We start from the raw sequence: 23,744 nt of genomic DNA on the forward strand, positions 1-23,744 counted from the left end.
TCCGGTACCGTAATCAGTCTTTCGTGGATGAGCGATCTACGCCGTATAACGACGCCATATGCGCAATATGAGCGGCTCCCCAATCGTTCAATGGCTGTAACACCGCACTTAAACCTTTGCCGTAATCCGAAATCGAATATTCTACTTTCGGAGGGATTTGGTTGTACACCTCGCGATGTACGATATCGTTATACGCAAGTTCTTTTAATTGTTGGGTAAGCATCTTCTTATTTATATCCGGTATCGCTTTTTGAAGCTCGCTGAATCTCATTGTGCCGTTTGAAATCAGCTGAAGCAGAATGACAGGCTTCCATTTTCCTACTAAAATACTCAGCGCCGATTCAAATTTACAATACTCTTTCATAAAAACCTCCCACACTTCTCTTTGTTAGGTAACTTTTTATTTACTATGTTTAGTAAAAGTGCCTACTTCCTTAATCGAATACTTGCGTTTATTATACCTGTAGAGTTGTCAAAAGTAATGAGGAGGTTACACCTTTCATGGATATCGCACTATGGACCATTCAAGGTCTCGCAGCTATAGGTTTTGTCTATTCTGGCTGGTTGAAGGCCTTTAGGTATGAACAAGCCAAAGCCTCTTGGGGATGGGTAAAAGACGTTTCAAAAGCGTTCGTTGTTTTTATCGGGATAGTTGAATTAATCGGGGCAATTGGACTTATTCTGCCTCAGGTGACCAGTATTGCACCTATTTTGACGCCAATTGCTGCAACTGGACTTGCTGCAGTCGTTCTTCTCGGTGCCCTATTCCATGTTTCACGAAAGGAATATCGAGAAATCGGCGTGAACATTGTGTTCTTCTCGTTAGCTGCACTTATTACAATCTGTCGGTTTTAAGACGACGTGCATTAATAAGCTGTAAAAGAAAAGAGACCGTCAGCTATCGACGATCTCTTGCGGCAATTGTAGAGCAAAACGAAAATTAATTCCTACCATTCGGACGTTGACCACTTCGCATTTGTGATACCATTGTGATTTGTTCAGTTAGGCCCAGCACAACGAGCTTCGCTTTTACTTCATCCGTTATCTGTCCTCCTGCATCCTGAATGAGCTGCATGGCCTGTTGCATGACTTCACGATCAAGCCCACTCATTCCGGGAAAACCACCTTGGCCGCCTGCACCTCCCATTTCCCCGCGGTCACCTCCGCCACTCTGAGAGCCGAGCGCTTGGAGATTTACAGCTGATGCGTCAATGAGTGTACTTGGATCCTCCTTCTGACCTTCCGTCGTCGATGGTATTGTCCCGTTAAGCTGACCTTGAATGCTCTCTGCCCGAAGTGCTCCCAGCTCTTTCAGTTCTACAATTCCTGCTTCAAATTCCTCGAAGCCGTAAAACGCCGTGGGATCGTTTTTAACATATTCGGATATCATCGAGCTTAGCTTATCAACCGTCTGCTCGAATTTACCGTCGGTAAAATAACCATTAACGATCTCTTGTAAATACTCGTGATACTTTTCAAGATATTCGGGTACTTCAAGTAATTTGGCAAGCAGCGGACGCTCTTCCATGCTCACGCCTGAAACCGGGGTGTCGATAGGGAAGTTTACGACATTCGACGCGTTGCCCGACTGAAAACCGCCAAACGCAAGATTGTAATCCCAAGGAAGGATATTGATCTGTCCTTCGTTCTCATAGAGGTAATAGTTGTGCCCCATATTGGAAACATAGCTGTCGAGATTGACGACCGCGGTATGGCCAGCAAAATACCTTAGCACTGCGTCTACATCAACATTAGCTTCAAGTTCTTTACCTTCGCTTAGGTTCTTCAAAGCTTCAATAACGCGCTGCTGATCGGCTTCCTCTGTTTTGGTTGCCGCATTGTCAAAGATAGCAGAATAACTGCTGATCTGATCGTCCGTATATTGCAGGGAGACACCGTTATTGGCCATGCCTCTCATCCCTCCGCCATTCTGTCGGTCAGGCATTGCTTGAACAGGATTCTGTGTTGTCGGATTTGGAGCGGTTGGAGCCGTCGAAGCGGACTTTTCGGATACACTCTCATTTGCCACAGGAGGTGTAACGCCTTGTCCCTCTTTTGCACCATCCGGCAGCTGCCCTCCGCCCATCTCACCGCCGCCCATATCGGATTCGGGCTTATACAGTTCGCCTTCATCGTTATAAACACGTTCAAGATAACTGCTGTCAAAATCCTCAACAGCCAGATAAAAGCCCCTTGTCTGGCCATTAAGCGAAATGTCAGCGAAAGCAAATAGCGGTGCATCTACTCCGATATAAGACATAATGTCATAAGATAGGTATTCCTTTAGGCTTGTTGCATCGGAGAAATTGTTGTTAAGCACGATTTTGTCAAGACCAAGCCATGTTTGACCCTCCACATACTCATCGAACTTAATCTTGAAGCTGTAACGGTCTGTAGTCTCATCTCGCACGATCGAAGAGAGACTCGAGTTACCTTTAGGGCGAATACCAACATTTTGTATCGTCATACCATTAATAGTAATGTCTGCTGATATATATTCTTCTTCTGCCGCGTTGTCCAACATGGCCTGCCATTTGGTTTCATCTACTGTAATCCCAAATGTCATGATTTTATTTTTATCAAACTCATCCACATATCCAAGGGTTGTCACCTGTGAGTCTTTTGATGTATGAATCGCGCAACCGGTCAGCATGGAAGTAACCACTACAGTTAACGCTATTATTATAATTTTTGTTAGTTTAAACACAATTCTCATCACCTTTCTTTCTTGGTTGGAGGGTACAGAAGCAGCTGTGTAACTATCTCGACATCCCGTATTGCCCACACAAGTATCTCGCCTCTATGTCTATAGCTTAGACTCTAAACCTTTAATGGAGCTTAAATGGAATTGCTGCGCTTTTCATCCCTGCTGTTCTTGAATCCGCGGTACACCTCCATCAACAACAAAACCCGCATCAACTGATGCGGGTTGGTACGTGCCTTTGTAACGAAAGTTGAGTTAATAACTAATTTTAACCGTTCGTGTTTGTTCCTCATATTCTACCTTAGCGCCAAGCACTTCAGATAGCAGTCTCACTGGGATAATCGTAGAATCGTTGTCCAAAATAGCTGGAGAATCTGTCGCAACTTCCACTCCATTTAGCGCATATGCACTTTTGGTCGTAAAGAGTGTAATGGTTCTGCCTTGTTTCGTGTATATAGCTGCTTTCTGTTTATCGTCCCATTCTACGGATGCCCCGAGTGCCCCTGCTAAATCTCTTATCCAAAGGTATGAGCTCCCCTCTTTAATGATAGGCTTTTGCTTCATCGGCACTTTAACATCATCCAAGATGAATTTATTATCTGTTAGTCCAAAAGAAACCACATGTGGCAACTTGCCAGGTTGATTCATTTTTTTCAAATACTCGGAAGAATCGCTATGTAATTTATCTTTCCCTAAATACTCAACAGGTTCCGTACGAAAATCCCACTTCTTTTCATAGATTTTGGGTTGATTATCTTCAATGACGGACAATTTAACGTATGCTGTGTAGACCGTATCAGGGGAGAGCGGCTTCGTCGGAATCAACATTACCTCGTTCTGCAGATGATCGTCGTCTTGCGGCGTATTCAGCAATAGGTCAAGCTTCTGGCCCGTGCTGTCCGTCAGCGTGGATTCTACCAATTTTACTTCTCTAACAAATCTTCCTGATAGTTGAGCCATGATTGGATAACCGACAGGGTACTTTGTACCGGAATGGTTTCGAATCGGGTCCGGCGACTCATGACCATCAAAACCAATCGGAACATAGGGATCACCAGGAGCCGGAGAAACGACTAATCGCGAGTTCCATTCATTCGTTAATCCAAATTCAATGACCGTATAATCACCTTGTTTATCGAGACCAATTTCTACGGCATCAAGCGTTAAGAACGGCGTACGGTGATAAGGGGCATCGAAAAGACCATCGATCGCTTGTGTAATCGTCGTTTGCGAGCTTCCATTGTAAGATACGTCTTCTGAGAAATTACCAGCATACGACGCATACATACCGCGCTCATACAGCTTACTTCCAATATAGCCGGGGAGACTACTATTTTCTTCGTGCATCGATACGCCAGATTCACTAACCTTGTTAGTTTCTAAATATTGAGCATGCAGTTTTGCCGCATACGTTAGGTTCTTATTGAAGGTAAGGGGATTCAATCCATGCATAACCCTGTAATCGTTTATCGCCTCAATGCCTTCTAACTGCTGGGCCGTAGGTTTTGAAGGAAGGTCAGAAATTGCTTTTTCGTCAATACGAAATGTCCAACTCTTCTCAAGTGGTAAATAGCCATCATCTTTAAGCTCCAATACGATATTAACGGTATGCTCTCCTGGCTTTAAATCCGCTGATGGTGTATAAGACAGGATCATTCTGCCTATATCCCATTGGGCATCTACTTTGACTTGGTCGATTTTCATCGTATAACTTTTGAATTCGGGTGTAATATCACTTTTTACAAATTCAAACACGATCGTTGGTTTCATCAATCCTACTTTTCCTTGTGGATACCAATAGGAAGAATAAGAGGCCGCCTCCGCTTGTGGCTGAGCAATAAATAACCCTGAAGCTATGATAAAAAGACCAAGCAACACTTTTAAAAACTTATTTCCATATACCATAGATGAGTTCTCCCTGCATGTTTGTCATATAAGATTCCCTTAGGTAAAAATACCAATTATTAACATTCTATTTTTTTCGACCGGTTTCCTTCTTTTTTATGATTAGTAAATAAAGGTAGACAACCAATCGGTTATCTACCTTTATTTACACATATTCTAAAATTCGCTGCCCTCCTCAATTCTGGTTTGCAACTGTTTTTTTCTTACGGTATAAGCTCAATTTTCTCAGATAATAGGCTACAATGACAAACACGGCCATGATGCCGGTATAAGTCAAAATAACGGTAACGACGTTCACGTTACCTCCCTTTTCTCCTCGTTTGAATCCAGATTGACCTTCTCCGCCGGAAGGCCTCCCTTCACTCATTCCTCCTCGTTCTCCGAAAGCCTCCTTGCCTCCGAAGCCTGTTTGCTGCGTGTTCACGCCGAACGCCGAAACCGAGCTTTTTAGATGCGTAACGAACGATGTCTGATTGATTTGGTAGAGACCGAATAGCAGAACGATCAGAGTCAAGCCTTGAGCAACATACCGCATCCAAGCTCGGCTCTTCTTTATGTTGGTCATTTTCTTACAAATGTTCACGACCCACTGCCAATGAAGCCCGACATGGATCCCGACTAGCGCCAGCACCAAGAAAGATACCGAGATATGAGTCATTTTAAACCAACCCTCATTGCCCACGTTAATATTTGGAAATACCACATGGGAAACCATGATCCCGCTGACGATAATGAACGTCATAGAAACCAACAACAACAAATTTAACGCATAACTGCCGCGCACTCTCCAGGACAAGCTGCGATCGAACATCTTTAAAGTGACCCTCTTCACCCAACCCAAATTCAGAAGAATATGAGTGATGTATGCGCCGGCAAAAAAGAGGCCCGCAATTTCATGAAACGCTAACCCGCCCAACACATTTTTGTTGAAAAACAAGACGAACAATAAGCCCATAACAACATCAAGCGCAAACTTTACAAAATTGATTTTTTTCATTCCGTTCAACCTCCATATCTGAATGTATGGAGTATACGGCTTGAACCTTTAATGAATCTTAAATTGGGTGAAGCGCACGAAAAACGAACCGAAGTCGGTAGACGTTGAACTCGAAACATTTAGATTGGCTGCGGTTGTCGAAGGCCTGACGATCCTTGCATTGCTTCGCCCAGAGCTCTACACACCAGAGACCGTTGAGCGGATTGTCATGCTTCATCTCCGGGAGCTTTGTGCGCGTCTAAAAATGAAGAAATAGAAAAATACTTCTCGGTCTGGTAGAGTGAGAACAATAGGCAACTTCTCCATAATTGCTTTTTTTTACATGAAGTGAGCATCTTCAAAAGAAACTTGATATTTAAGTATGGACTACAAAAATATCCTTAAGGAGTCATGTCCATTGGCTGTACCCTGGAGTAGATTGACAAAAACATCTCAGATCCTAACCCAAACACCAAACCATCAACAAAAAATATTAAGAATGAATGGACTATCTGCCATCGAATCTTGTACCCGTACAGAAGGCGCCACCGGCACATTATTTCTTGAAGACCATATGCTCTTATTCGTAATTGAAGGGGTATATACCGTACGGTTTGGAACTGAGGTGCATACGGTACACAAGCATGAAATGGTGCTGATCCATAAATCTATTGCGATCCAATATGAAAAGAGCGGGGAACCCAACTCCGATTATGTACTCAACTATATGATGTTCTTATTAAATGATGAATTAATTAACGAGTTTATGAAGCTAACAGATTATACTCCTTCCTCAGTAGTTAGGACACTGGGCCCAGTATCTGTACATACGATCGATGATAGACTCTTCAGCTATCTGGAATCATTGAAACCGTATTTCAATGAACCGGAACGGATTAGAGATGGGTTAGTTAAGGTAAAGTTATTAGAATTATTATTTGGCATAGCCGATAGAAATGATATTTTCCTATCTGAACTTTCCCAGATAATCAAGCGCCAAGAACGAAAAAGCATCAAGGACGTCGTTGATGCAAATATTACAAATCCTGTAACCTTGCATGATCTTGCCTACTTATCTGGACGAAGCCTGTCCTCTTTCAAACGTGATTTTAAAGCTGTCTATAATACCTCCCCACTCCAGTGGATACGAAACCGCCGATTGGATAGAGCCAAAGAAATGCTGATCCATTCGTCCTTATCCGTAACTGAAGTTTGCTTCTCAACGGGTTTTGAGAATGTCTCACACTTCTCCAAAGTGTTTAAACTGAGATTTGGAATCCCACCTTCCGCACTCAAACAACCGCCAAAACAAGAATGAACTTGAGCTGAATGAACAACTGATTTGGACCTCCGAACAAAGTATAGGGCGCAACCATCTGTTACATTTATAAATGTACCTATTCAAGTCTAGTCCTATTGAACCCAAGGAGGAAAAATCATGTCTAACTCTAACCTTCGGCAGGATTCTGTTGCCAACCCTATCGCTTCACTGAAAGGTCATCATATCGCTATCCGCGTGCCAGACTATGAGGCTGCAAAGAGTTGGTACGTGGAGAAGCTGGGCTTCCGTGTCATTCAAGAATGGCCGTTTGGAGAGCTGCAGCTTGCTTATGTCGCCCCGCCCCAAGACGACTCCTTTTACTTTGAAATTATTGGAGACGGAGAGGTAAGTGACGCTCCCATTTACAATGATATTAACAGCAGTATGTATAAAGCCGGTTACCATCACCTCTGCATGACCGTGAACAACGTGGATGAAGCAATTGCGTATTTGAATTCCAAAGGGGTCAGTCTAATCGGGGAGCCTTTTGACTTGGATGCCATCCGTCGCCGCCTCGCATTTTTCACCGATCCATGGGGTAATATTTTCGAGTTGGCTCAGGAAAAGGTAGAGGAATAGCCCGTACGTCAGCATCTATTCAAAAAGGGCAACTACCCATCGTTTCTCCCCCATAGCCTTATGCGTAACTACCAAACTTTATTCTTGCGTATAGAACAAAAAGAGAGGCATATCGCCTCTCTCCTTCCGTTCAAGTTCAGAGATGGAGCGTAACTTTACCTCCCCTGCATGTTACAATAGTTACTTTAATATTCACCTTTAATTACAAAAAACGAGCCCCGAATGGTTCCAGCTAGTTTAGACTTCTGTCTAGCAAACTTAAACTTCGCTTCTAACTCCTTTGGAATCTCCATTCCTTCAGAAAGCTTAAAACCAACGGCCCGCTTCTTAGGGTCATCAACGGTATACATGACATTGACGCTAAGACCATCCTCATAAAAGACGTAGGTAAATTGGATATTTTCCACTTGAAAACGCGATGTCTCTAACGGTTTGGCCGCGAACGCAATATCACGTTCTTTCAAAATGCGGTTCACATAATCAAGATTCTCCTGGCTTTCGCTAGCTGGCACAACCGTAAATTCATGTTTGTATTTGTTCATAAAGTAACGCGCTTCATTCGCACGTAAACCAGCAAGCGCTTCTACTACAGGTGAAGACTCTAAACCTACCGTAGACACATTTTTAAAATCAACAATATACGACATTTCCATCCCTCGTTTTCTCTCACTATTTCCTATTATTATATCAAAAATGAATTCAATATAAACGTTGAGAATCAAGAATAAACATGGAGGCATCTTGTCCCATGAATATTTTACTTCCATGATAAAAAGTTTTGGATTGAATATTCCTGTACCCTATTTTCGTCATAATCTCAGTTAGCTTTTCTTGATTAAATCCGTTATGAACCATCTCTGAAACTACTTTTTCATTTTTATCAAAATCCACGATTAGTAAATGTCCTCCCTCATTGAGAACATCGAATAATCTGGATAAAACGAATTCTACATCAGGAATATGGAGTAGAACCTGAGCCATAAAAATATAATCAGCATGTAACTCAGATAGACCTTCCTTTTCAAAATCAAAGCATAACGTATCTGCATGCTGAATATGTAAACCAGAAATTTTCTGCTTTATTTGATTAATCATGTTTTGTGAAGTGTCCAGAAAAAGCAAAGAGTTAAAATCGTTTAACAAGTTCATTCCAACAAGACCAGTTCCACACCCAAAATCAATAGCATTCTTACTAGTAGCGTCAACTACATATTCACGAATGGCATCTGATGATACCTTTGCAATTTGAATTCTTTCAGGCGTGTCATATACATTAGCTATCATTTCAAACTTATCCGTATTTCCCATTATTATCGCTCCATTGACCGTACATTTTGTTTTCTCTCGTATTTGTTATGAATTTGTCCAATCTGCTCTTAAATAATTCTGGCTGATTCTTATGCTCTATAACTTCATCTATTCTGAAAGAATCGTCACTCATATCAGGAAGAACCATTCTTCCTTCGTCTCTCATGAACCCTAACTTTTCGAGGCGGCGGACACGTTCTTTATTTAATACTTGCAATTTAGGCTGGGAACTTTGGTTGAGTAGGAAACTCAGAAATGTTCCTTCTTCTTCTCTTATATACCCATAGCCCAGCAAGCCCCGTCAAAGCAATGGTCAGCACTCCTTCCGGACTGGGCATGGCCACAATACTAAACTCCTCATGTATATGAATGAATTTTTCCAATATCAAAGTATCAATGAAGGCATTCCCCATCGTGTGCATAACGACAGCTGGCCAGACGCTTCTAGTCATCAACAGAATCTCGCCATACAGAATCGACATAGCGATCACACCAATCATCATGCGAGGGATATAAGTGATCATGCTTTCCGTGGTGTCCACGAACATAAACAAATATGGGAAATGCCACGCCCCCCAAATCACTCCAACGGCCATATGAACGAGAAACCGGTTATATCCAAGCGTGAACAGCTTCGGAGCCATATAGCCCCTCCAAGCAAACTCCTCGAAAATGTTTTTGAAGAAGCTAGGTAGGAGTGCCATGCCGAATGCCGCTAAATAGGTTGAAGATGACGGAGGCATATCCGCCCACCCGGATGCCAGACTTATTCCGATAATTACTGTTGCCATGAAGGGAAAGAATAGGATGTTGAACATATACAGAAATATGCTTCTCTTAAATCGAGGATGAATACCGAAATCTTTCCACCCGTCTCCCATCCAACTGCGCAAAATCACCATGCACAGAAGCGGTGACACGATCCAAATCAGCTGTCCGAGGCTGCCGTTTTCATCCGTTCCAACTTGCAAATCCACCAGACGTCCAATCCACCCGCAGCTTAATGCAATAATAGAAAAAATGATGATATTCCTTAGCGTCTTGTTTTCCTTTGCCTTCAATGCTCCATCTCCTCTTTAATTTTCTTTAGGTACTTCCCGTACCACTCCTTCAAGAAAGCATAATACTCCGATCCGAACTCCAACGTATCCAATCTGCTTTTCACTTTCGGATTTTTCAATAGCTCCCTATTATTCCCGATCTGTTCACGGTTCATTTGCTGAATCATTTTCAACGTCGTCTCGACCGTCTCGATTTCACGCAAGTATGCTTCAACAAGCACAAGTTTTTGGTGATCTTCGACATAGTTGAAGAAAAACATTTTGACGAGCGCGGGATCTCTGGGTTTGTCTAACGCGATCGGCTCGCCAGCCCACTGCAGAAACGCCTTCTCCCCCTCCTCCGTGACCGAGTAAACCTTCTTGATTCTTGCTCCTCGATGCTCCTCCGTTACCTGAATATGCCCATTCTGGATGAGCTTTTTCAAAGCCGGTTGTATGCTGCCTTGACTGGAATTGTAGAAGAATCCCGTGCTTGATTCCATGCTTTTCTTCAGATCATAAGACGACTTATCACCGTCTAGCAGTAGCCCTAAAATGATTTTGTCCTGCATATTGTATTCCACCATTCTTGTTTCGTATAGATATATCTACTAGAACTATTTATGAATAAGCATACCATCTTAAATTTGCCCTGTAAATGTTTTCTAATTTTCCTGCTGAACATCGACTCGAAAGCAAACAAGGGAACCCCGAGGGATTCCCTAATTATAAGTAAACGTGTTATTTCGGTAAGACTGCCATCATTGGATAAAAGTCTGTGCTCATTACTCCCGCGATAACGGCAGGATCTTCTGCGATAAGTTTTGGGACTTGATCTGCATTCTCAACCTCAATGATGGCGAGTCCATGAGGATCGTTCGGTTTTCGAACAGGTCCAAAAACCAAAGCAATCCCCTGATTCTGCTTATCCGTCCAATAGGCGATGTGTTGGTGCATAATGTTCCGTTCTTCTACGGTCATATCCTGATGAAAAGTTGTTCTTGGCGGCGTAGACCATAACATGAAGTGCATTTTTCCCGGATTGTTGCTTGCCGTGTTATCTGACATTACGAAAAACCTCCATTACCCTAAATTTGTTGTTCATACCAAGACACTCTTTAAAAATTATTCCATAAATTCCTTTAGAAATGCAAGCAACACGAAAAACCAGACCATAATAAAGAAGCGTCCAAGAACATTAAATTGTTCTTGAACGCATCTCTTAGACATACCCTTTTAAATCAATCCCATAACCTCTAGTTTCCTTGATACAACTACCTTGGAATCATAATAGGATCTGATTTTACTGGTACCGTTGCCGCCGATGACCATCGCTTCGTTGAAATGATCCTTTATCCACCATAGAATGTCGACCAACCTTCTGGTTTCGTTGATTTCAAGATAGTCCACGCCGCTCAACAACACAAAACTATCGCGACGAGGATTGCTTGAAACCAACAGGCACCCGGTCGACATGGCATCGCCGGCAGCCGTAGTCGGAAACCCGTCCATCCCCGAAAGGTCCATTGTGCTGCAACTAATGAACACATGAGCTTGATGATATATATCTCGGAGCTTCTCAGGCCCCAATAAACCGTGAAAGGTAAAGTTATTGTTGGTCAACAAGTGCAAATAGTTTTCCCAGTCACCTACAATATCAAGATGAAAGCTTTCGTCGAGCTGGTTGAAAGCTTCGGCCATATGAGGGAAATTTTTACGCACGCCTTGATGCGCTGAAAATACCAATCTAATCGGCGGAGTTTTCGGTTTCGGGAGTAGACTGTAGAACTCTGAGTTGATCATACCGGGAACATAAACACTGCCGGGATATTGTTTAAGCACCTCTTGAACGTTGGAAAAAATCGTAGAATAATAAGAGTCCAATTTGCTTATCTCAATTGGCGTAGTTGTAGTCAATCCGCCACCTGGATAGATGGTCGTATGAAGCTTTAATTGCCGATCCATTATTACCGGCAATATGTTCAGCTCACTATTGGACCCGAGAACCGTATAACCGTTAGGAAGGCAGCTTTTACCGATTAAGTTGAGAGCCATACTCAAAAATACACAATAAATGTCGGTTATTTTTTCGGAATAAATTTGGTCAACAAGCTGCGAAAAAGGGTGCACGATCACCGGGAAGCTATCCGGCACTGGGTAGCCCCTCCAATCCGTATATGGCTTGGTGGCAAAGAACAAAGTATCAGGCCGTTGTCGGTATATTTCATAATTTTCCCAATACCTAAATCCACTTTGCTTCCATGGGAAATTAGAATCGATTACAGCAAGCCTTCGCCCAGGCGTTGAATCTACCATTTAAGCGTCCTCCCCGCTTTGAGAAAAGTTGATTGTAGAACTTAGCAATAAATGTCTCACTTTCTGATTACGTTTGACGCCTCGTACGATGCTCTCATAATTTTCAGTCCGTGCTATGGCAACCGCCCTCAATTTCCGCATCGTGGTCCTATCAATTTTCCAGGTATGCCTGGATTGATCTGCTCGGCGAATGGCGGCATAATGATGATGGCTCGTAGAGCGCACCACACCGCCCTGCTTCCAAATATCCTGAAGAAATTTCATATCAGAGCCCGCCCGCATTCTTTTAAATCTAACGCGTGGAAAAACGCTTCGCCTGAATACCAGGGTCGCCCCTGCTACGGAGTCCTTCCGCCCCTTCCTCAATAGGAGAAGCTGCTTCGTTCTGACCATATACATGTAGAATCGGTTCTTTCCGATTAGATCCGCTCCTGTGCTCTCCGCCATGTGAACCGCTTCCGCCAAATAGTCAGGTCCATAGTAGTCATCGTCATCGAACTTGGCGATGTACTTATAGCGTCCTCTCTGAATTCCGTAGTTCAGGCATTCTCCCAAGGATGCCCTCTCTGGAAGCTGAAAAACGGAAGCCCGTATTCCCAAACGACTTGCATATTCCCGGTACGCGGCGGAATTCATGCTGTCGTGGTTCAAGACGATGATTAATTCCCGGCGGTCCAATGACTGATGACGGTAATTGCGAAAGAGATTCTTCATAAAGTCAGGTTTATTCGTCACCGAAATTACCGTAACGCCCACTTTTGGATGCAACAGCTTCTTAGCCTTCACTGCACAGCCCCCTTCTTCCTTAGTTTGTACCTGAAATATATGCTATTCCTGCTATACAAGGAAGGTTCAGTTATACGGATAAATGCGGATTTCCGGCATGAATAAAGTCGAACCCAAACGATCAGCAGGTAGGATCATATGATAAACAAATATATGATGGAAGAGGAGCGATGATGGAATGCCGACCCTTTTAACCCGGGGACAGACATACGCAAGAATCCGGTATGCCATGGATCATAAACAACCGTTTTCCCTGGTTCGAATCGGAGATGGTGAGAATATTTGTTTGGCTCAAAGCTCGGTTTGGTCCATTAAACAAGTGCTGAAGGAGCCTTGGGCCGTTAAGGCTAAAGAGAAGGGAGTAACCCTTCCAAGCCTTCGGCTACGCAATCAGATGGTGACCGAGATAAAGAGAGCTACCGTTGTGGGTGTGTTGTCACCAAGTGATACCTTAATTCGGGCACCGCGGCGTCTAAAGCGTCCACTGACCAATAGAGTGTTCGCCCACTTCCGGCTTTCTCCTCTCTTTACGTGCAACGCCTGCATTAATCGGTACGCCCCGCGGGACAAGGCATTCTGGGGAATGCTTAAGGGAAGACGAATCCTCATCATCAGCCAGCACGCTAAGAACATGAAGAATATTTTGGAAAAACGAGGATTGAACGTTGTCGGGATCATCCCCTTTACTCATTACAAACAGATCGGCCAAACCCTCGATAAAGTCAAGATCTTAAGGCATTCATTCGACTTGGTTCTAATCTCTACTGGAGTGAGCGCTGTCATTCTCGCCCCTAAAATCGCAAGGATATCTAGAAAGGTCGCCCTCGATTTCGGCCAATGGCATAAAAACCTATAAGGACCAGCCTAATTGGCCGGTCCCTTTTTATATCCACCCTTATGAAACACCTCCGCCTCCTAAGCGGACAACCCTTGCCTTTGCTATACCATCATAGCCGTCTGTCGCATTTCGTGTGTCGTATACAAGCTTCGCATGCTCAAGGAGCAGCGAAAGAGGAATACAGGAATGGTCCGTAGCCAAGATCACAGCATCCATCTCAGCCAAGAGCTCGATAGTTATCTCCACGCTGTTCCATATCTCCCCATCCACCTTTACGTTTGGGATATAGGGATCGTGATAGACGGCGTTAGCCCCCATGCTTCGAAGAACTTGCAGAAGGTGAAGAGCCGAAGACTCCCGCGAATCAGCAATATCTTTCTTGTACGCTATCCCGTAGACCAGAATCCGAGCATCCTGCAGTGACTTCGTATCTAGAAGCTTTTGAACTTGTCCGGCAATATATTGAGGCATCCGGTGATTGATGGTCTGCGAGAGCTGAATGAATCCGGAACCCATACCATATTGTTGAAGTTTCCATTCTAAATAAATGGGATCCACTGGAATGCAGTGTCCCCCGATCCCTGGTCCGGGATAAAATCCGGAGAAACCAAATGGCTTTGTCTTGGCTGCTTCGATGACCTCCCAAATATCCAAATTCAGCTCATCGCAAATTATGGCCAGCTCATTCACGAAGGAGATGTTGATCAATCGATAAGCGTTCTCCATGATTTTCGCCATTTCAGCTGATTCTACGGAGGAGACCGAATGAATCTGGGGAAATACACCTCTGTAGAGCTCCTCAACCTGCCTTAAACAGGTCGGCGTCATCCCGCTCACGACCTTCGGGATCATGTGACAAGGATAATCCTTGTTCCCGGGATCAATTCTCTCCGGGGAGTAGGCCAAATAAACGTCCTGCCCGACGGTAAGTCCGATTCGCTCTAAAATCGGGGCAACAACCTCCCTTGTCGTACCGGGATAGGTTGAGCTCTCCAGGACGATCAACTTCCCTTTGGGAACTAACCGGCTGATCTCGGAAACGGCCTGTGTTAAGTAGCTTAAATCCGGCGTCCCCCTATCACTGAGAGGAGTGGGCACACACACGATGAAGGCTTCCGCATCCCCCATTTCTTGATATCGATCCGTCAGTACCAACCGCCCAGTCGATAGGGCCTCCATAATTTCTGAATCCTCAATCTCCGCAATATAACTCTTGCCTGCTTTTAGTGAGGAGATCTTTCGGACATCCAAATCATAGCCCACAATCCGGAAGTCCTTCCTCAACAGATGCAAAACCAACGGAAGTCCAACATACCCAAGCCCGATTACGGCTGCGGTTCGCATTCTTGGCTCCGTTTGACCCAAGTCCTTCCTGCTCGTCACTCCCCATCCACCCTTTCAATCTAGTCTTCCAAACTAGTATATGAAAGGGAGCTTGATCGGCTTGTACGCTTTCCTATTAAACCAAAATCGTAATATCACTCCTACAAAACATGATCTATCTTTCTTGTTAATGGGTAGTAGCACTTACGTTGCAATTAGTAGAATCATATATTTATACATACAGCATGAATAACTTTGAAGGAAGTGATGAGATGTTGAATTGTACAAGACCCTCTTCCATTACGATATTAGGCAGCAGCGGAGGTGCTGCTAAAGCGGTGTTAGCCATTCTAAATCAATCCGTTCAAGATAAAAATGACCCTATACACCCTGTCATTATCCATTCGCAACTTCACCTCATTGATATCAATCAAAAGGATAAAGCATATTTTGATCAACTATTCCCCCATCTTTCGAATCAAATCAAGCTCCACCAGCTAGATCTTACGAATGTAAGCGACTTTCGGAAACACCTTACTAAGACAAATACAGAAGTAGTCATTGATGTATCATGGGCCGATACTATTGAGATGCTTAACTGCTGTAACGAATTAGGCATATTGTACGTCAATTCAGCCCTTGAGAATGCGCAGGTCGATGAGGACGAGAGTCTATACGGTTTTCCCCTTGCAGAGCGATATCTTAGATATAAATCTAGAAAAACTGATTTTACCCATACAACGGCCATTACATGCTCGGGTATGAATCCCGGTGTCGTACAATGGATGGCTCTAAAACTGATGCAAGAAAATCCAGACAAAAAACCTTTAGCCTGCTACATTGTTGAGCATGATACTTCCTTTTTTGCAGACCAAACATTAATCGAACCTAACACCATCTACACTTCTTGGTCGGTCGAATGTTTCCTGGATGAATCAATATTAAGCTATCCGATGTTTGTCCATAATCATTTGCCTCATTATTTTTATGAAGAAGTCTATGCGATGGAATACAAAGTAAGGCTAGGAGACAAGGAATTTTACGGATGTCTGATGCCGCATGAAGAAGTACTAACACTAGGTGAAATATTTGATATACAGATTGGATTTATTTATCGTGTCAGTGAATATACAACGGAATTAATCCGAAACAATATAGATCATGTAGACGATTTATGGGATTGGAACCAGTGCATAATTGATCCAGAAAAAGGCAAGGTTGAAGGTGAAGACCTCGTTGGTGTTCTTTTGGTTTACGAGGATATGGAAAAGTTTATGTACAATTCGATGAAAAGTAGTGACATTTATGCTAAGTACAAAACGAATGCCACGTATTTTCAAGTCGCATGCGGCATTTATGCAGGCTTGGCCAGCCTAATCCTAGATGATATTCCTGTAGGTATTTATAATGTTCATGAGCTCCTGCTCAACACCGAAAGCAAGTACGGAGAATATCTAACGTACCATATGACCGACTTTGTCGTGGGAGAAAATAAAGACTCTGATGGATTACTTCATCAAAGATTGAAATGGACTATATAACTGATCGTGATCAAAAGGAGAAAGCCGGTAATATAGACGGATAGTCACTTATGCTGATCACCAATTTGACTTAGAATTACCGTAAAAGATTGAAAAAGGCTGTGATTCTAATGTTAATTAAAAGAGACAAATGGTTGCAATATCACATCCTTCGCAAGGGGTCTTCTCTTGCTGGACGGTTGCCAGAGACACAGTTGCTTAAGAAAAACGTTTTATCGAAGATGCTGCTTCAATATCAAAGCGTCGTACTGAAACCTCGCGACGGGAGTTACGGAAGGGATATCCTGTTCATTAAACGGAACGGTGCGAACGCCTATCGTATTCATAACGAAAAGAATGCGGTCACCATGAGAGACACTGATAAGTTACTCAAATTGCTCCGCAAAAAAAATAGAGGTCGTGGATATATTGTCCAAAGGCGTCTGCAGCTTGCTCAAATTGGGCACAAGCCGTTCGACATTCGGATAATGGCTCAGCGAAAAAAAGGCTCTTCATCCACTTGGAACGTGACAGGCTCATACGCGAAAGTCGCGGCGCAAGGATATCTAGTCACGAATGTGACTAGCCGCACCATTCCAGTGCTTGAGGCGCTAAAATTAGCCCGAATCGGAGATCGGAGCTTGCTTGTCAAAGTGGAACAGATCGCACTATTGGCTGCCAAACGACTGGAAGAGCGTTACCCCAAACTTAGACAAGTCGGGTTCGATATAGGCATCGACAAGGAACGTCGGATTTGGATCATCGAAGGCAATTATCAACCGGACTTGCGCCCTTTCCGGCTCTTGAAAGATTCCTCGATGCATCGCAGAATATTATGGTATAAGAAACATTAAAGCGAAAAAAAGACGACCTGCCTTTTATCTTTGGCCTGTCGTCTTTTCATGTTCGGTACCTATTCTTGATCATGCCCCGCATGGGATTTCACTTACGTCTACTCGCACTTACAACGCGTGTCACTTGGAACCTATTTACCCCTACCTGTATAATGGCAAACTGGCTGAAAGAAGTGCCGGAAGAAGTATAAGGCTCCGCTTCAATATTTCCACTCGGCGTTTTAACCGTTGCGGTGATTCTAGTCACCAAACAGACTCCACGGCTAGAAGCTCTCCAAGTCTCGTCACGCTGAACATCATAATTGTCGTCACTACAAAAGATGGATGCATATTCAACTTTTCCAAACGCATTAAACGAAGTAGAGTTAAAGATCTGAACGGGGTCATAACCGCCAGGTCCTCTATTTCCCATCCTCAAAACCTCCCTTTTTTTTTGATATAGTTCATTAAATGCAATTGAATCGTTTTTGGTATGGTATACATGTGTACAAGAAAAAAAAGTGCGTTTGTCCGGTGGTCGCGGGGATACGGCAGCTTATGATGCTGTACCTCAAACAAAAAGAACCACCCTTGTAGTTAAACAGGTGGTTCGAGAACTATAGGTCTAATACAGCAACCCCCATTTAGAAGGATCGAGTCATGAAGAGCAGAAAACGATGCATTCTTATACTTTAGGTTATCATGACGCTTACTAGTATTGCCCTTTAATTACAAAAAACGAGCCGCGAATGGTTCCAGCCAGTTTAGACTTCTGTCTAGCAAACTTAAACTTCTCTTCTAACTCCTTTGGTACCTCCATCCCCTCAGAGAGCTTAAAACCCACAGCCCGCTTCTTAGGGTCATCAACCGTATACATGACATTGATACCCAGACCATCCTCATAAAAAACGTAAGTAAATTGGATATTTTCCACTTGAAAACGCGACGTTTCTAAAGGTTTGGCCGCAAACGCAATATCACGTTCTTTCAAAACGCGGTTCACATAATCAAGGTTCTCCTGACTTTCGCTAGCGGGTATAACCGAAAATTCATGTTGGTATTTATTCATAAAGTAACGGGCTTCATTCGCACGTAAACCGGCAAGCGCTTCTGCTACTGGTGATGACTCTAAACCAACCGTAGACACATTTTTGAAATCAACAATATAAGACATTTTCATCCCTCCAAGGATCTCGTTTATTTGCTAACAACGGGAATCCATACTTCACCATAGACGATGCCGTCTCGCTGCCCCATCTCAACCGTTGCATTTGGCCCGCCTACATAGGCGAAATCTTGGGCTTCTGGCAAAACCTGGCCAAAGGCAATACCCGTGAGCCTATTACTCAACTCATCCGCCGTCTTCCCTTCGCCTTTAACGACGAGGTATTGTCCCTTAGGAAATTGAATAACTCTGTGTTCTTCCGGTACCGATGCCCCTGTCATGACGCCAGCATAATACATCATCTTGTGATTTACCGCTTCGTTCACGGCAAAAATGTAGTCGTTCGTGGCAATCGCTTTTAAAGCGTTAAGCCTTCCATCTTGCTCAACTGCCCGCCAAAAGTTCTCCTTCTCCTTGTTGATACCCACATAATCCGTGTAATTGCTCTTCAGCTCCGTGCCAATACCTAGAACGATAAAGCTGTCTTTTTCCTCAAGCGTATACATTGTCATAATGAAATCTCCTTTTTTAAATTTGATAAAATGATTTGTTTTTAAATGGACTGATGTTAATTATACTACCTACTAAAGTTTGCGGCTTTTTGGACGCAGCGCCCAAGAGGCGATACTAAGCGCGGCATAGAAAAGCGGAAGAATAATATGGAATCCGTAATCGCCATAATCGTTAGCAAAGGCATGAGATAAGGCCGCACCAGTCATTAGAAAAAAGATACCACTATAAGCCCATTCCTTAAGCCGGGGGAAACCAGGCACTACGATTGCAATGACGCCAAGCAACTTCCAAGTTCCGAGAATGGTTGTGACATATAACGGGAAACCAATATCGGTCACTAGATCGACATTCCCCCCATATCGCATGAGTTGCCCGATACCACTTAATGCAATTGAGAATGCGAGGATGATTGTGACGGTCCAATAAATGGCCATCCTTCCAAAAGGGCGGGACTCTAGTTTTGCCATTTTTTCATTACTGATGATCGTACTCATGTTCATTCCTCCTCAGATCTTGTTTACTTCTTAACAACCGGAATCCACATTTCCCCAAATACGAAGCCATCTCGTTGACCCATCTCAACCGTTGTATTAGGCCCGCCAACATAGGCAAAATCGTCAGCTGCTGGCAAGACTTGACCAAAGGCAATGCCAGTAAGCATACTACTCAACTCATCAGCCGTCTTCCCTTTGCCTTTAATGACGAGGTATTGTCCCTTTGGGAATTGGATCACCCTGTGTTCTTCTGGTACTGATCCTCCTGTCATAACGCCAGCATAATACATCCTCTTGTGATTTACCGCTTCATTCACGGCAAAGATGTAGTCGTTCGTAGCGATAGCCTTTAAAGCGTCAAGGCTTCCATCTTGCTCCACTGCCCGCCAAAAGTTTTCCTTCTCCTTGTTCATGCCGGCATAATCCGTGTAATCGCTCTTCAGCTCCGTGCCAATACCTAGAACAATAAAACTGTCTTTCTCTTCAAGGGTATACGCTGCCATAATGACATCTCCTCTTTTCAAATGGATGAAATGATTTGTTTTTCTACTTGATAGGTTTATAATAACAATAAACCATGTCAAAAAATGATACTGTTTAGAGGATCCGATGAAAAAGGTAGAACGAATTAACATCATCATGCGGTATATCAATAACCGCTCCCACTTTACCATTTCTGAGATTATGCAGGAATTTAATATCTCTCGTTCGACAGCCATTAGAGATATCAGAGAAATTGAGACGATGGGAATGCCGCTTGTCGCCGAAGTCGGGAGGGACGGGGGTTATTTTGTCATGAAAAATTCCGTCCTACCGACTGTCCGCTTTACCGATAATGAGATCAAAGCCCTTTTTATTGCCTTCATGGCCACTAGAAATCAACAACTCCCCTATCTTAAGAGTCGCCACTCTTTAGCGGAAAAATTACTCGGACTTATCTCGGAAAACCAGCAAGACGATCTTGTTATGTTAAATCAAATCTTGCTATTTGAGGGAACCAACCCCCACAATCCCGACCTGCTTGATCTGTCGGATCTGCCCCATCCTATGTTAGAACAACTTATCCAAATCATTATTATGGATAGCTACTTAGTGGTTTCCGTTGAAGTAGGGAGGGAAATAGAGACTTATCCCATCTATCTCCTGCACTTATATCGTGAAAAAAGCTCTTGGCAAATTGAAGGCTTTGACCTAGAGGAAGAGAAGAGGCGGATTATTCCCGTCGACAATCTCACCGATGTTACACCTTACTCTGAGAAAAAAAGAATAAGTAAGAAGAAGATTATAGAACAACTAAGCAAGCAGGAAGAAGTCATCAATCTTGTCCTTGAACTTGGTCCAAAAGCGATTGCCCAGTTCAAAAAATACCATCCGTTAAAAATGTCAATTTCATACACGAACCCTTATCAATCTACGGCTATTCTAAAGACTTTCATCAATATTCATCACTCGGATGAATTGACCGAAATCACAAATTGGCTGCTTTTCTTAGGTGGAGATATCAAGATTAGGGAAGTACCTAAAGAGGTTATGGAAGGTTTACAGGAGAGAATAGTTCTTTTCACGAATAAGTAAAATGATTAATGAAGAAGCATTATGGCGGACCTAAGGATAATTACTTGTATAACGATGATCCTATTGCCGTCGAAAATCAGATCGATATCTTGGCTGATGCCATTCTGGCTGGCCGATAGAATTTAATGCCCTAATTTGAATACAGACCCTCTTCTATCCGTTCATTTACGGTTGTGAAGTGGGTCTTTTGGCATGTCGAGGGATTTGTAAAAATTTGTCGGCAACGAAAGGATTTGCACACAATTTTGTCGAATTTATAGGCATACATGACATATTGGGTTGTTCCCACGAGGTGCATAAATGAAGCGTTTCCACTTGATCTTGTTACTACTCACTTTAGGCGGGGCTGCCTTCTTGGCATTGCTCCTGTATCCCTTCATAAACTCATCGAAGGATTCAACCAATCTTCCAATAACCACATGGAGAGTGCAATGGATTCCTGTTGGAGCTCCAGAAGACGCCCCGCCTGACATAGACGGAGAGTGGCTGTCTGCCACGGTTGAGCACCCGTTTGATGCTATTCCCAAAGGGAAGGTCGGCGCATGGATTCACCTGACTGTCCCCCCGACGTCCAACCTATCCAAACCCGGGCTGTATATTGAACGCCTGTATGCCATGAACGTAATGATTTATGAGAACGGCAAGCCTGTCTATCAGGTCGATCGCAGCTTTGACTTCGAGCGCACCCTTCTCCAACTGCCGCTCGACCATGCTGAGAAAACCAGCGATCTCTACCTGCGGCTCACGGCGAAGGAACGGGCAGGCATCACCAGTGATGTCCAACTTGGTGAGCTTCCCGAAAACTCCCGGCAAGCCGTCCGCAAGGAACTGCCTAACCTGTTGCTAGGGGGAGGCTTCGTTTTCCTATCGCTCATGATGCTTCTCTGCTCCTTGTACCTGAACCGAGCCCAACGCAATACCGCCTTGGCGCTGACCCTATTTGTCATGTGCAGCGGCATTCTGATCGTAACCTATTCGGCAATGCCTTACTACTATTTCCCTGAGCTTGGACACTTTTTTGTATTTATTTTTGATACGTCTATTTATATTATGTTTCCTGCCTTGCTGTACTTCGTCACCCACATATTCGAAGGCCGGTATCCATGGATCAAGCGGGTGTTCCGCTGGCTTGTCGTCTATTATTCGATTAGCTTCTGCGTTATGGTTTGTTATAAGATCATCGGAACTCCCTTGTATTCTCTCTACGCGTTCCTGACCCTTTGGTTGGGTGCACCGCTCATTATCGGACAACTGATTCTCATTAGCGTCCTCGCCTTTCGGAACGCCATGCAGAATCCCAATTCCCTGATCCTCTCTCTAGGCATTCTGATCCTTGCCCTATCCGGTGTGACGGATCTCTTGCTGATGTACGCGATAGATATGCTCCGTATGCTTAATTTATGGAAGCTTGGCATCCTTATTCTGATCGCTTCCTTGGTGATGATCCTGAACCGCCGCATTGCATCTGACTATGCCCGGCTCCTCTCCTACTCCAAAGAATTGGAGCTTTATAATCACCAACTTCAGCGGACGGAGAAAATGGAGATCATTAGCGAACTAGCTGCATCCATTGCCCATGAGGTGCGCAACCCGCTTCAGGTCACAAGAGGCTTTTTGCAGCTACTCTCGGGAAAATCAGTGGAGCACGACAAGTCCTACTTTACCTTGGCCATTCAGGAGCTGGATCGGGCGTCAGGCATCATAACGGACTTCCTGACCTTTGCGAAACCGGAGCTGGATACCCTAGTAGAGCTGAATTTGCAGCATGAGCTCGCACAGATCGAAACCATGATGACGCCGCTGGTCTTGCTGAACAATGGGGAGCTGGAAGTCCACGTGCCCGAACCTCAAATCATTCTGGGCAACTCATCCAAGTTCAAGCAAGCATTGATCAACATCATCAAGAATAGCATCGAGTCCCTTCACGAAGAAGGCCACATTACCATCAACGCCTGGACCGAGGGAGGAACCGCTGTCATCCTCATTGCAGATAACGGGGAAGGCATGGAACCGGAGCAAATCGCGAAACTAGGAGAGCCTTACTTCTCAACAAAATCCAAAGGAACTGGCCTCGGCCTGATGGTTACCTTTCGTATCATCGAAGTGATGGAGGGCACCTTGGAATTCCATAGTGAAAAAGGAAAAGGAACCGAAACTATCGTCCGGTTCCCTCTCGTTTCCAACCCTAGTTCCAAGAAATCTGCGGTTGTACCCCAGTAGATTTCAATTGATCCAATTCCTCCGGTTGCGGGGGAATGACCAGTGCATAATGAGCTGGTGTTTCTGCCAGCACACTCAGCTCAATACCTTCAGGAACTTCAATTCCGAAGTCCTGCTTCAACGCACTACGGGGATCTGCCAACAAGCGTGCCTTGAAATCCGCGTCTTCCCAAGCCTTCTTAATGATCTTCACTTTCAACGTATCCATGGACATGACAACACAACCCTTCAAAATATAGGATATCTGCATTTTCATAATACCATGGAACTAGATCTTTTGTACCATTGTTTACCAATAATCGACAAATAAATTTCAAATACGCCACCA

The 23,744-nt window shown here is 43.9% G+C and carries 27 protein-coding genes and 1 pseudogene; 9 read left to right on the plus strand and 19 right to left on the minus strand.

Going from position 1 to position 23,744, the window contains the following annotated elements; translation table 11 throughout:
- Window positions 1–13: 13 nt before the first annotated feature.
- Window positions 14–364: a winged helix-turn-helix transcriptional regulator gene (locus ACSQ8P_RS35030; RefSeq protein WP_436239349.1), complete on the minus strand. Its 351-nt coding sequence runs from the start codon at window positions 362–364 to the stop codon at window positions 14–16.
- A 137-nt stretch (window positions 365–501) separates the two neighbouring features.
- Between ACSQ8P_RS35030 and ACSQ8P_RS35035 the strand changes: the two genes are divergently transcribed.
- Window positions 502–855 (plus strand): DoxX family protein, encoded by a 354-nt coding sequence (locus tag ACSQ8P_RS35035; RefSeq protein WP_436239350.1) that lies wholly within the window; start codon window positions 502–504, stop codon window positions 853–855.
- A gap of 85 nt (window positions 856–940) precedes the next feature.
- On the opposite strand, the gene ACSQ8P_RS35040 is transcribed toward ACSQ8P_RS35035, so the two are convergent.
- The 3 genes from ACSQ8P_RS35040 to ACSQ8P_RS35050 form a co-directional block, all read right to left on the minus strand.
- Window positions 941–2,707, minus strand: a complete 1,767-nt coding sequence (locus ACSQ8P_RS35040; protein ID WP_436239351.1) for a CotH kinase family protein — start codon at window positions 2,705–2,707, stop codon at window positions 941–943.
- Window positions 2,708–2,959: 252 nt separating this feature from the next.
- Window positions 2,960–4,609: a stalk domain-containing protein gene (locus ACSQ8P_RS35045; protein ID WP_436239352.1), complete on the minus strand. Its 1,650-nt coding sequence runs from the start codon at window positions 4,607–4,609 to the stop codon at window positions 2,960–2,962.
- A 175-nt stretch (window positions 4,610–4,784) separates the two neighbouring features.
- Window positions 4,785–5,606 carry a DUF4405 domain-containing protein gene (locus tag ACSQ8P_RS35050; RefSeq protein WP_436239353.1) on the minus strand — a complete coding sequence of 274 codons (822 nt, stop codon included), beginning with the start codon at window positions 5,604–5,606 and terminating at the stop codon, window positions 4,785–4,787.
- A gap of 67 nt (window positions 5,607–5,673) precedes the next feature.
- On the opposite strand from ACSQ8P_RS35050, the gene ACSQ8P_RS35055 reads away from it, so the two are divergent.
- The 3 genes from ACSQ8P_RS35055 to ACSQ8P_RS35065 all read left to right on the plus strand — a co-directional run bounded on the left by ACSQ8P_RS35055 (window position 5,674) and on the right by ACSQ8P_RS35065 (window position 7,485).
- Entirely contained in the window at window positions 5,674–5,862 is a 189-nt protein-coding gene (locus tag ACSQ8P_RS35055; RefSeq protein WP_436239354.1) for a TetR family transcriptional regulator C-terminal domain-containing protein, read from the plus strand.
- A 141-nt stretch (window positions 5,863–6,003) separates the two neighbouring features.
- On the plus strand, window positions 6,004–6,903 hold the full coding sequence (locus ACSQ8P_RS35060) for a helix-turn-helix domain-containing protein (protein ID WP_436239355.1): 900 nt from the start codon (window positions 6,004–6,006) through the stop codon (window positions 6,901–6,903).
- 120 nt (window positions 6,904–7,023) lie between these two features.
- A complete protein-coding gene (locus ACSQ8P_RS35065) occupies window positions 7,024–7,485 on the plus strand; it encodes a VOC family protein (RefSeq protein WP_436239356.1) in 462 nt (153 codons plus the stop codon).
- 185 nt (window positions 7,486–7,670) lie between these two features.
- Here ACSQ8P_RS35065 and ACSQ8P_RS35070 read toward each other — a convergent pair whose 3' ends face one another.
- The 8 genes and pseudogenes from ACSQ8P_RS35070 to ACSQ8P_RS35105 all read right to left on the minus strand — a co-directional run bounded on the left by ACSQ8P_RS35070 (window position 7,671) and on the right by ACSQ8P_RS35105 (window position 12,935).
- On the minus strand, window positions 7,671–8,132 hold the full coding sequence (locus ACSQ8P_RS35070) for a phage tail protein (protein WP_436239357.1): 462 nt from the start codon (window positions 8,130–8,132) through the stop codon (window positions 7,671–7,673).
- Window positions 8,133–8,184: 52 nt separating this feature from the next.
- Entirely contained in the window at window positions 8,185–8,793 is a 609-nt protein-coding gene (locus ACSQ8P_RS35075; protein WP_436239358.1) for a class I SAM-dependent methyltransferase, read from the minus strand.
- Window positions 8,777–9,001 (minus strand): annotated as a pseudogene (locus tag ACSQ8P_RS35080) (YdeI/OmpD-associated family protein); the annotation flags it as partial. The gene ACSQ8P_RS35075 and the pseudogene ACSQ8P_RS35080, both read right to left, overlap by 17 nt.
- 10 nt (window positions 9,002–9,011) lie before the next feature.
- A complete protein-coding gene (locus ACSQ8P_RS35085) occupies window positions 9,012–9,854 on the minus strand; it encodes a CPBP family glutamic-type intramembrane protease (protein WP_436239359.1) in 843 nt (280 codons plus the stop codon).
- Window positions 9,851–10,405: a PadR family transcriptional regulator gene (locus ACSQ8P_RS35090; protein WP_436239360.1), complete on the minus strand. Its 555-nt coding sequence runs from the start codon at window positions 10,403–10,405 to the stop codon at window positions 9,851–9,853. Before ACSQ8P_RS35090 ends, ACSQ8P_RS35085 begins: the two co-directional genes overlap by 4 nt.
- 169 nt (window positions 10,406–10,574) lie before the next feature.
- Window positions 10,575–10,901: a YciI family protein gene (locus ACSQ8P_RS35095; RefSeq protein WP_436239361.1), complete on the minus strand. Its 327-nt coding sequence runs from the start codon at window positions 10,899–10,901 to the stop codon at window positions 10,575–10,577.
- Between the two features lie 168 nt (window positions 10,902–11,069).
- Window positions 11,070–12,149 carry a glycosyltransferase gene (locus tag ACSQ8P_RS35100; protein WP_436239362.1) on the minus strand — a complete coding sequence of 360 codons (1,080 nt, stop codon included), beginning with the start codon at window positions 12,147–12,149 and terminating at the stop codon, window positions 11,070–11,072.
- Window positions 12,150–12,935, minus strand: coding sequence for a glycosyltransferase (locus tag ACSQ8P_RS35105; protein WP_436239363.1), 786 nt, complete (start codon window positions 12,933–12,935; stop codon window positions 12,150–12,152).
- A gap of 178 nt (window positions 12,936–13,113) precedes the next feature.
- On the opposite strand from ACSQ8P_RS35105, the gene ACSQ8P_RS35110 reads away from it, so the two are divergent.
- On the plus strand, window positions 13,114–13,791 hold the full coding sequence (locus ACSQ8P_RS35110) for a GT-D fold domain-containing glycosyltransferase (RefSeq protein ID WP_436239364.1): 678 nt from the start codon (window positions 13,114–13,116) through the stop codon (window positions 13,789–13,791).
- A 39-nt stretch (window positions 13,792–13,830) separates the two neighbouring features.
- Here the strand turns inward: ACSQ8P_RS35110 and ACSQ8P_RS35115 are convergent, their stop codons facing one another.
- Window positions 13,831–15,156: a nucleotide sugar dehydrogenase gene (locus ACSQ8P_RS35115; RefSeq protein ID WP_436239365.1), complete on the minus strand. Its 1,326-nt coding sequence runs from the start codon at window positions 15,154–15,156 to the stop codon at window positions 13,831–13,833.
- A 212-nt stretch (window positions 15,157–15,368) separates the two neighbouring features.
- On the opposite strand from ACSQ8P_RS35115, the gene ACSQ8P_RS35120 reads away from it, so the two are divergent.
- Complete coding sequence (locus ACSQ8P_RS35120; protein ID WP_436239677.1) at window positions 15,369–16,637, plus strand: saccharopine dehydrogenase NADP-binding domain-containing protein; 1,269 nt, start codon at window positions 15,369–15,371, stop codon at window positions 16,635–16,637.
- A gap of 110 nt (window positions 16,638–16,747) precedes the next feature.
- A complete protein-coding gene (locus tag ACSQ8P_RS35125) occupies window positions 16,748–17,470 on the plus strand; it encodes a YheC/YheD family protein (RefSeq protein WP_436239366.1) in 723 nt (240 codons plus the stop codon).
- Between the two features lie 88 nt (window positions 17,471–17,558).
- Here ACSQ8P_RS35125 and ACSQ8P_RS35130 read toward each other — a convergent pair whose 3' ends face one another.
- The 5 genes from ACSQ8P_RS35130 to ACSQ8P_RS35150 form a co-directional block, all read right to left on the minus strand.
- Window positions 17,559–17,882, minus strand: a complete 324-nt coding sequence (locus ACSQ8P_RS35130; protein ID WP_436239367.1) for a hypothetical protein — start codon at window positions 17,880–17,882, stop codon at window positions 17,559–17,561.
- 279 nt (window positions 17,883–18,161) lie between these two features.
- Window positions 18,162–18,623, minus strand: a complete 462-nt coding sequence (locus ACSQ8P_RS35135; protein WP_436239368.1) for a phage tail protein — start codon at window positions 18,621–18,623, stop codon at window positions 18,162–18,164.
- Between the two features lie 23 nt (window positions 18,624–18,646).
- Window positions 18,647–19,126 carry a GyrI-like domain-containing protein gene (locus ACSQ8P_RS35140; protein WP_436239369.1) on the minus strand — a complete coding sequence of 160 codons (480 nt, stop codon included), beginning with the start codon at window positions 19,124–19,126 and terminating at the stop codon, window positions 18,647–18,649.
- Window positions 19,127–19,198: 72 nt separating this feature from the next.
- Entirely contained in the window at window positions 19,199–19,621 is a 423-nt protein-coding gene (locus tag ACSQ8P_RS35145; RefSeq protein WP_436239370.1) for a DoxX family protein, read from the minus strand.
- A 23-nt stretch (window positions 19,622–19,644) separates the two neighbouring features.
- Window positions 19,645–20,124, minus strand: coding sequence for a GyrI-like domain-containing protein (locus ACSQ8P_RS35150; protein WP_436239371.1), 480 nt, complete (start codon window positions 20,122–20,124; stop codon window positions 19,645–19,647).
- 106 nt (window positions 20,125–20,230) lie between these two features.
- Between ACSQ8P_RS35150 and ACSQ8P_RS35155 the strand changes: the two genes are divergently transcribed.
- Both ACSQ8P_RS35155 and ACSQ8P_RS35160 read left to right on the plus strand, forming a co-directional pair.
- Complete coding sequence (locus tag ACSQ8P_RS35155) at window positions 20,231–21,196, plus strand: helix-turn-helix transcriptional regulator (RefSeq protein WP_436239373.1); 966 nt, start codon at window positions 20,231–20,233, stop codon at window positions 21,194–21,196.
- A 300-nt stretch (window positions 21,197–21,496) separates the two neighbouring features.
- Window positions 21,497–23,416, plus strand: a complete 1,920-nt coding sequence (locus tag ACSQ8P_RS35160; RefSeq protein ID WP_436239374.1) for an ATP-binding protein — start codon at window positions 21,497–21,499, stop codon at window positions 23,414–23,416.
- Here ACSQ8P_RS35160 and ACSQ8P_RS35165 read toward each other — a convergent pair.
- On the minus strand, window positions 23,382–23,672 hold the full coding sequence (locus ACSQ8P_RS35165) for an NHLP leader peptide family RiPP precursor (RefSeq protein WP_436239375.1): 291 nt from the start codon (window positions 23,670–23,672) through the stop codon (window positions 23,382–23,384). The genes ACSQ8P_RS35160 and ACSQ8P_RS35165 overlap by 35 nt on opposite strands.
- Between the last annotated feature and the right edge of the window lie 72 nt (window positions 23,673–23,744).

Source organism: Paenibacillus sp. LjRoot153, assembly GCF_964253085.1.
GTDB lineage: Bacteria > Bacillota > Bacilli > Paenibacillales > NBRC-103111 > Paenibacillus_E.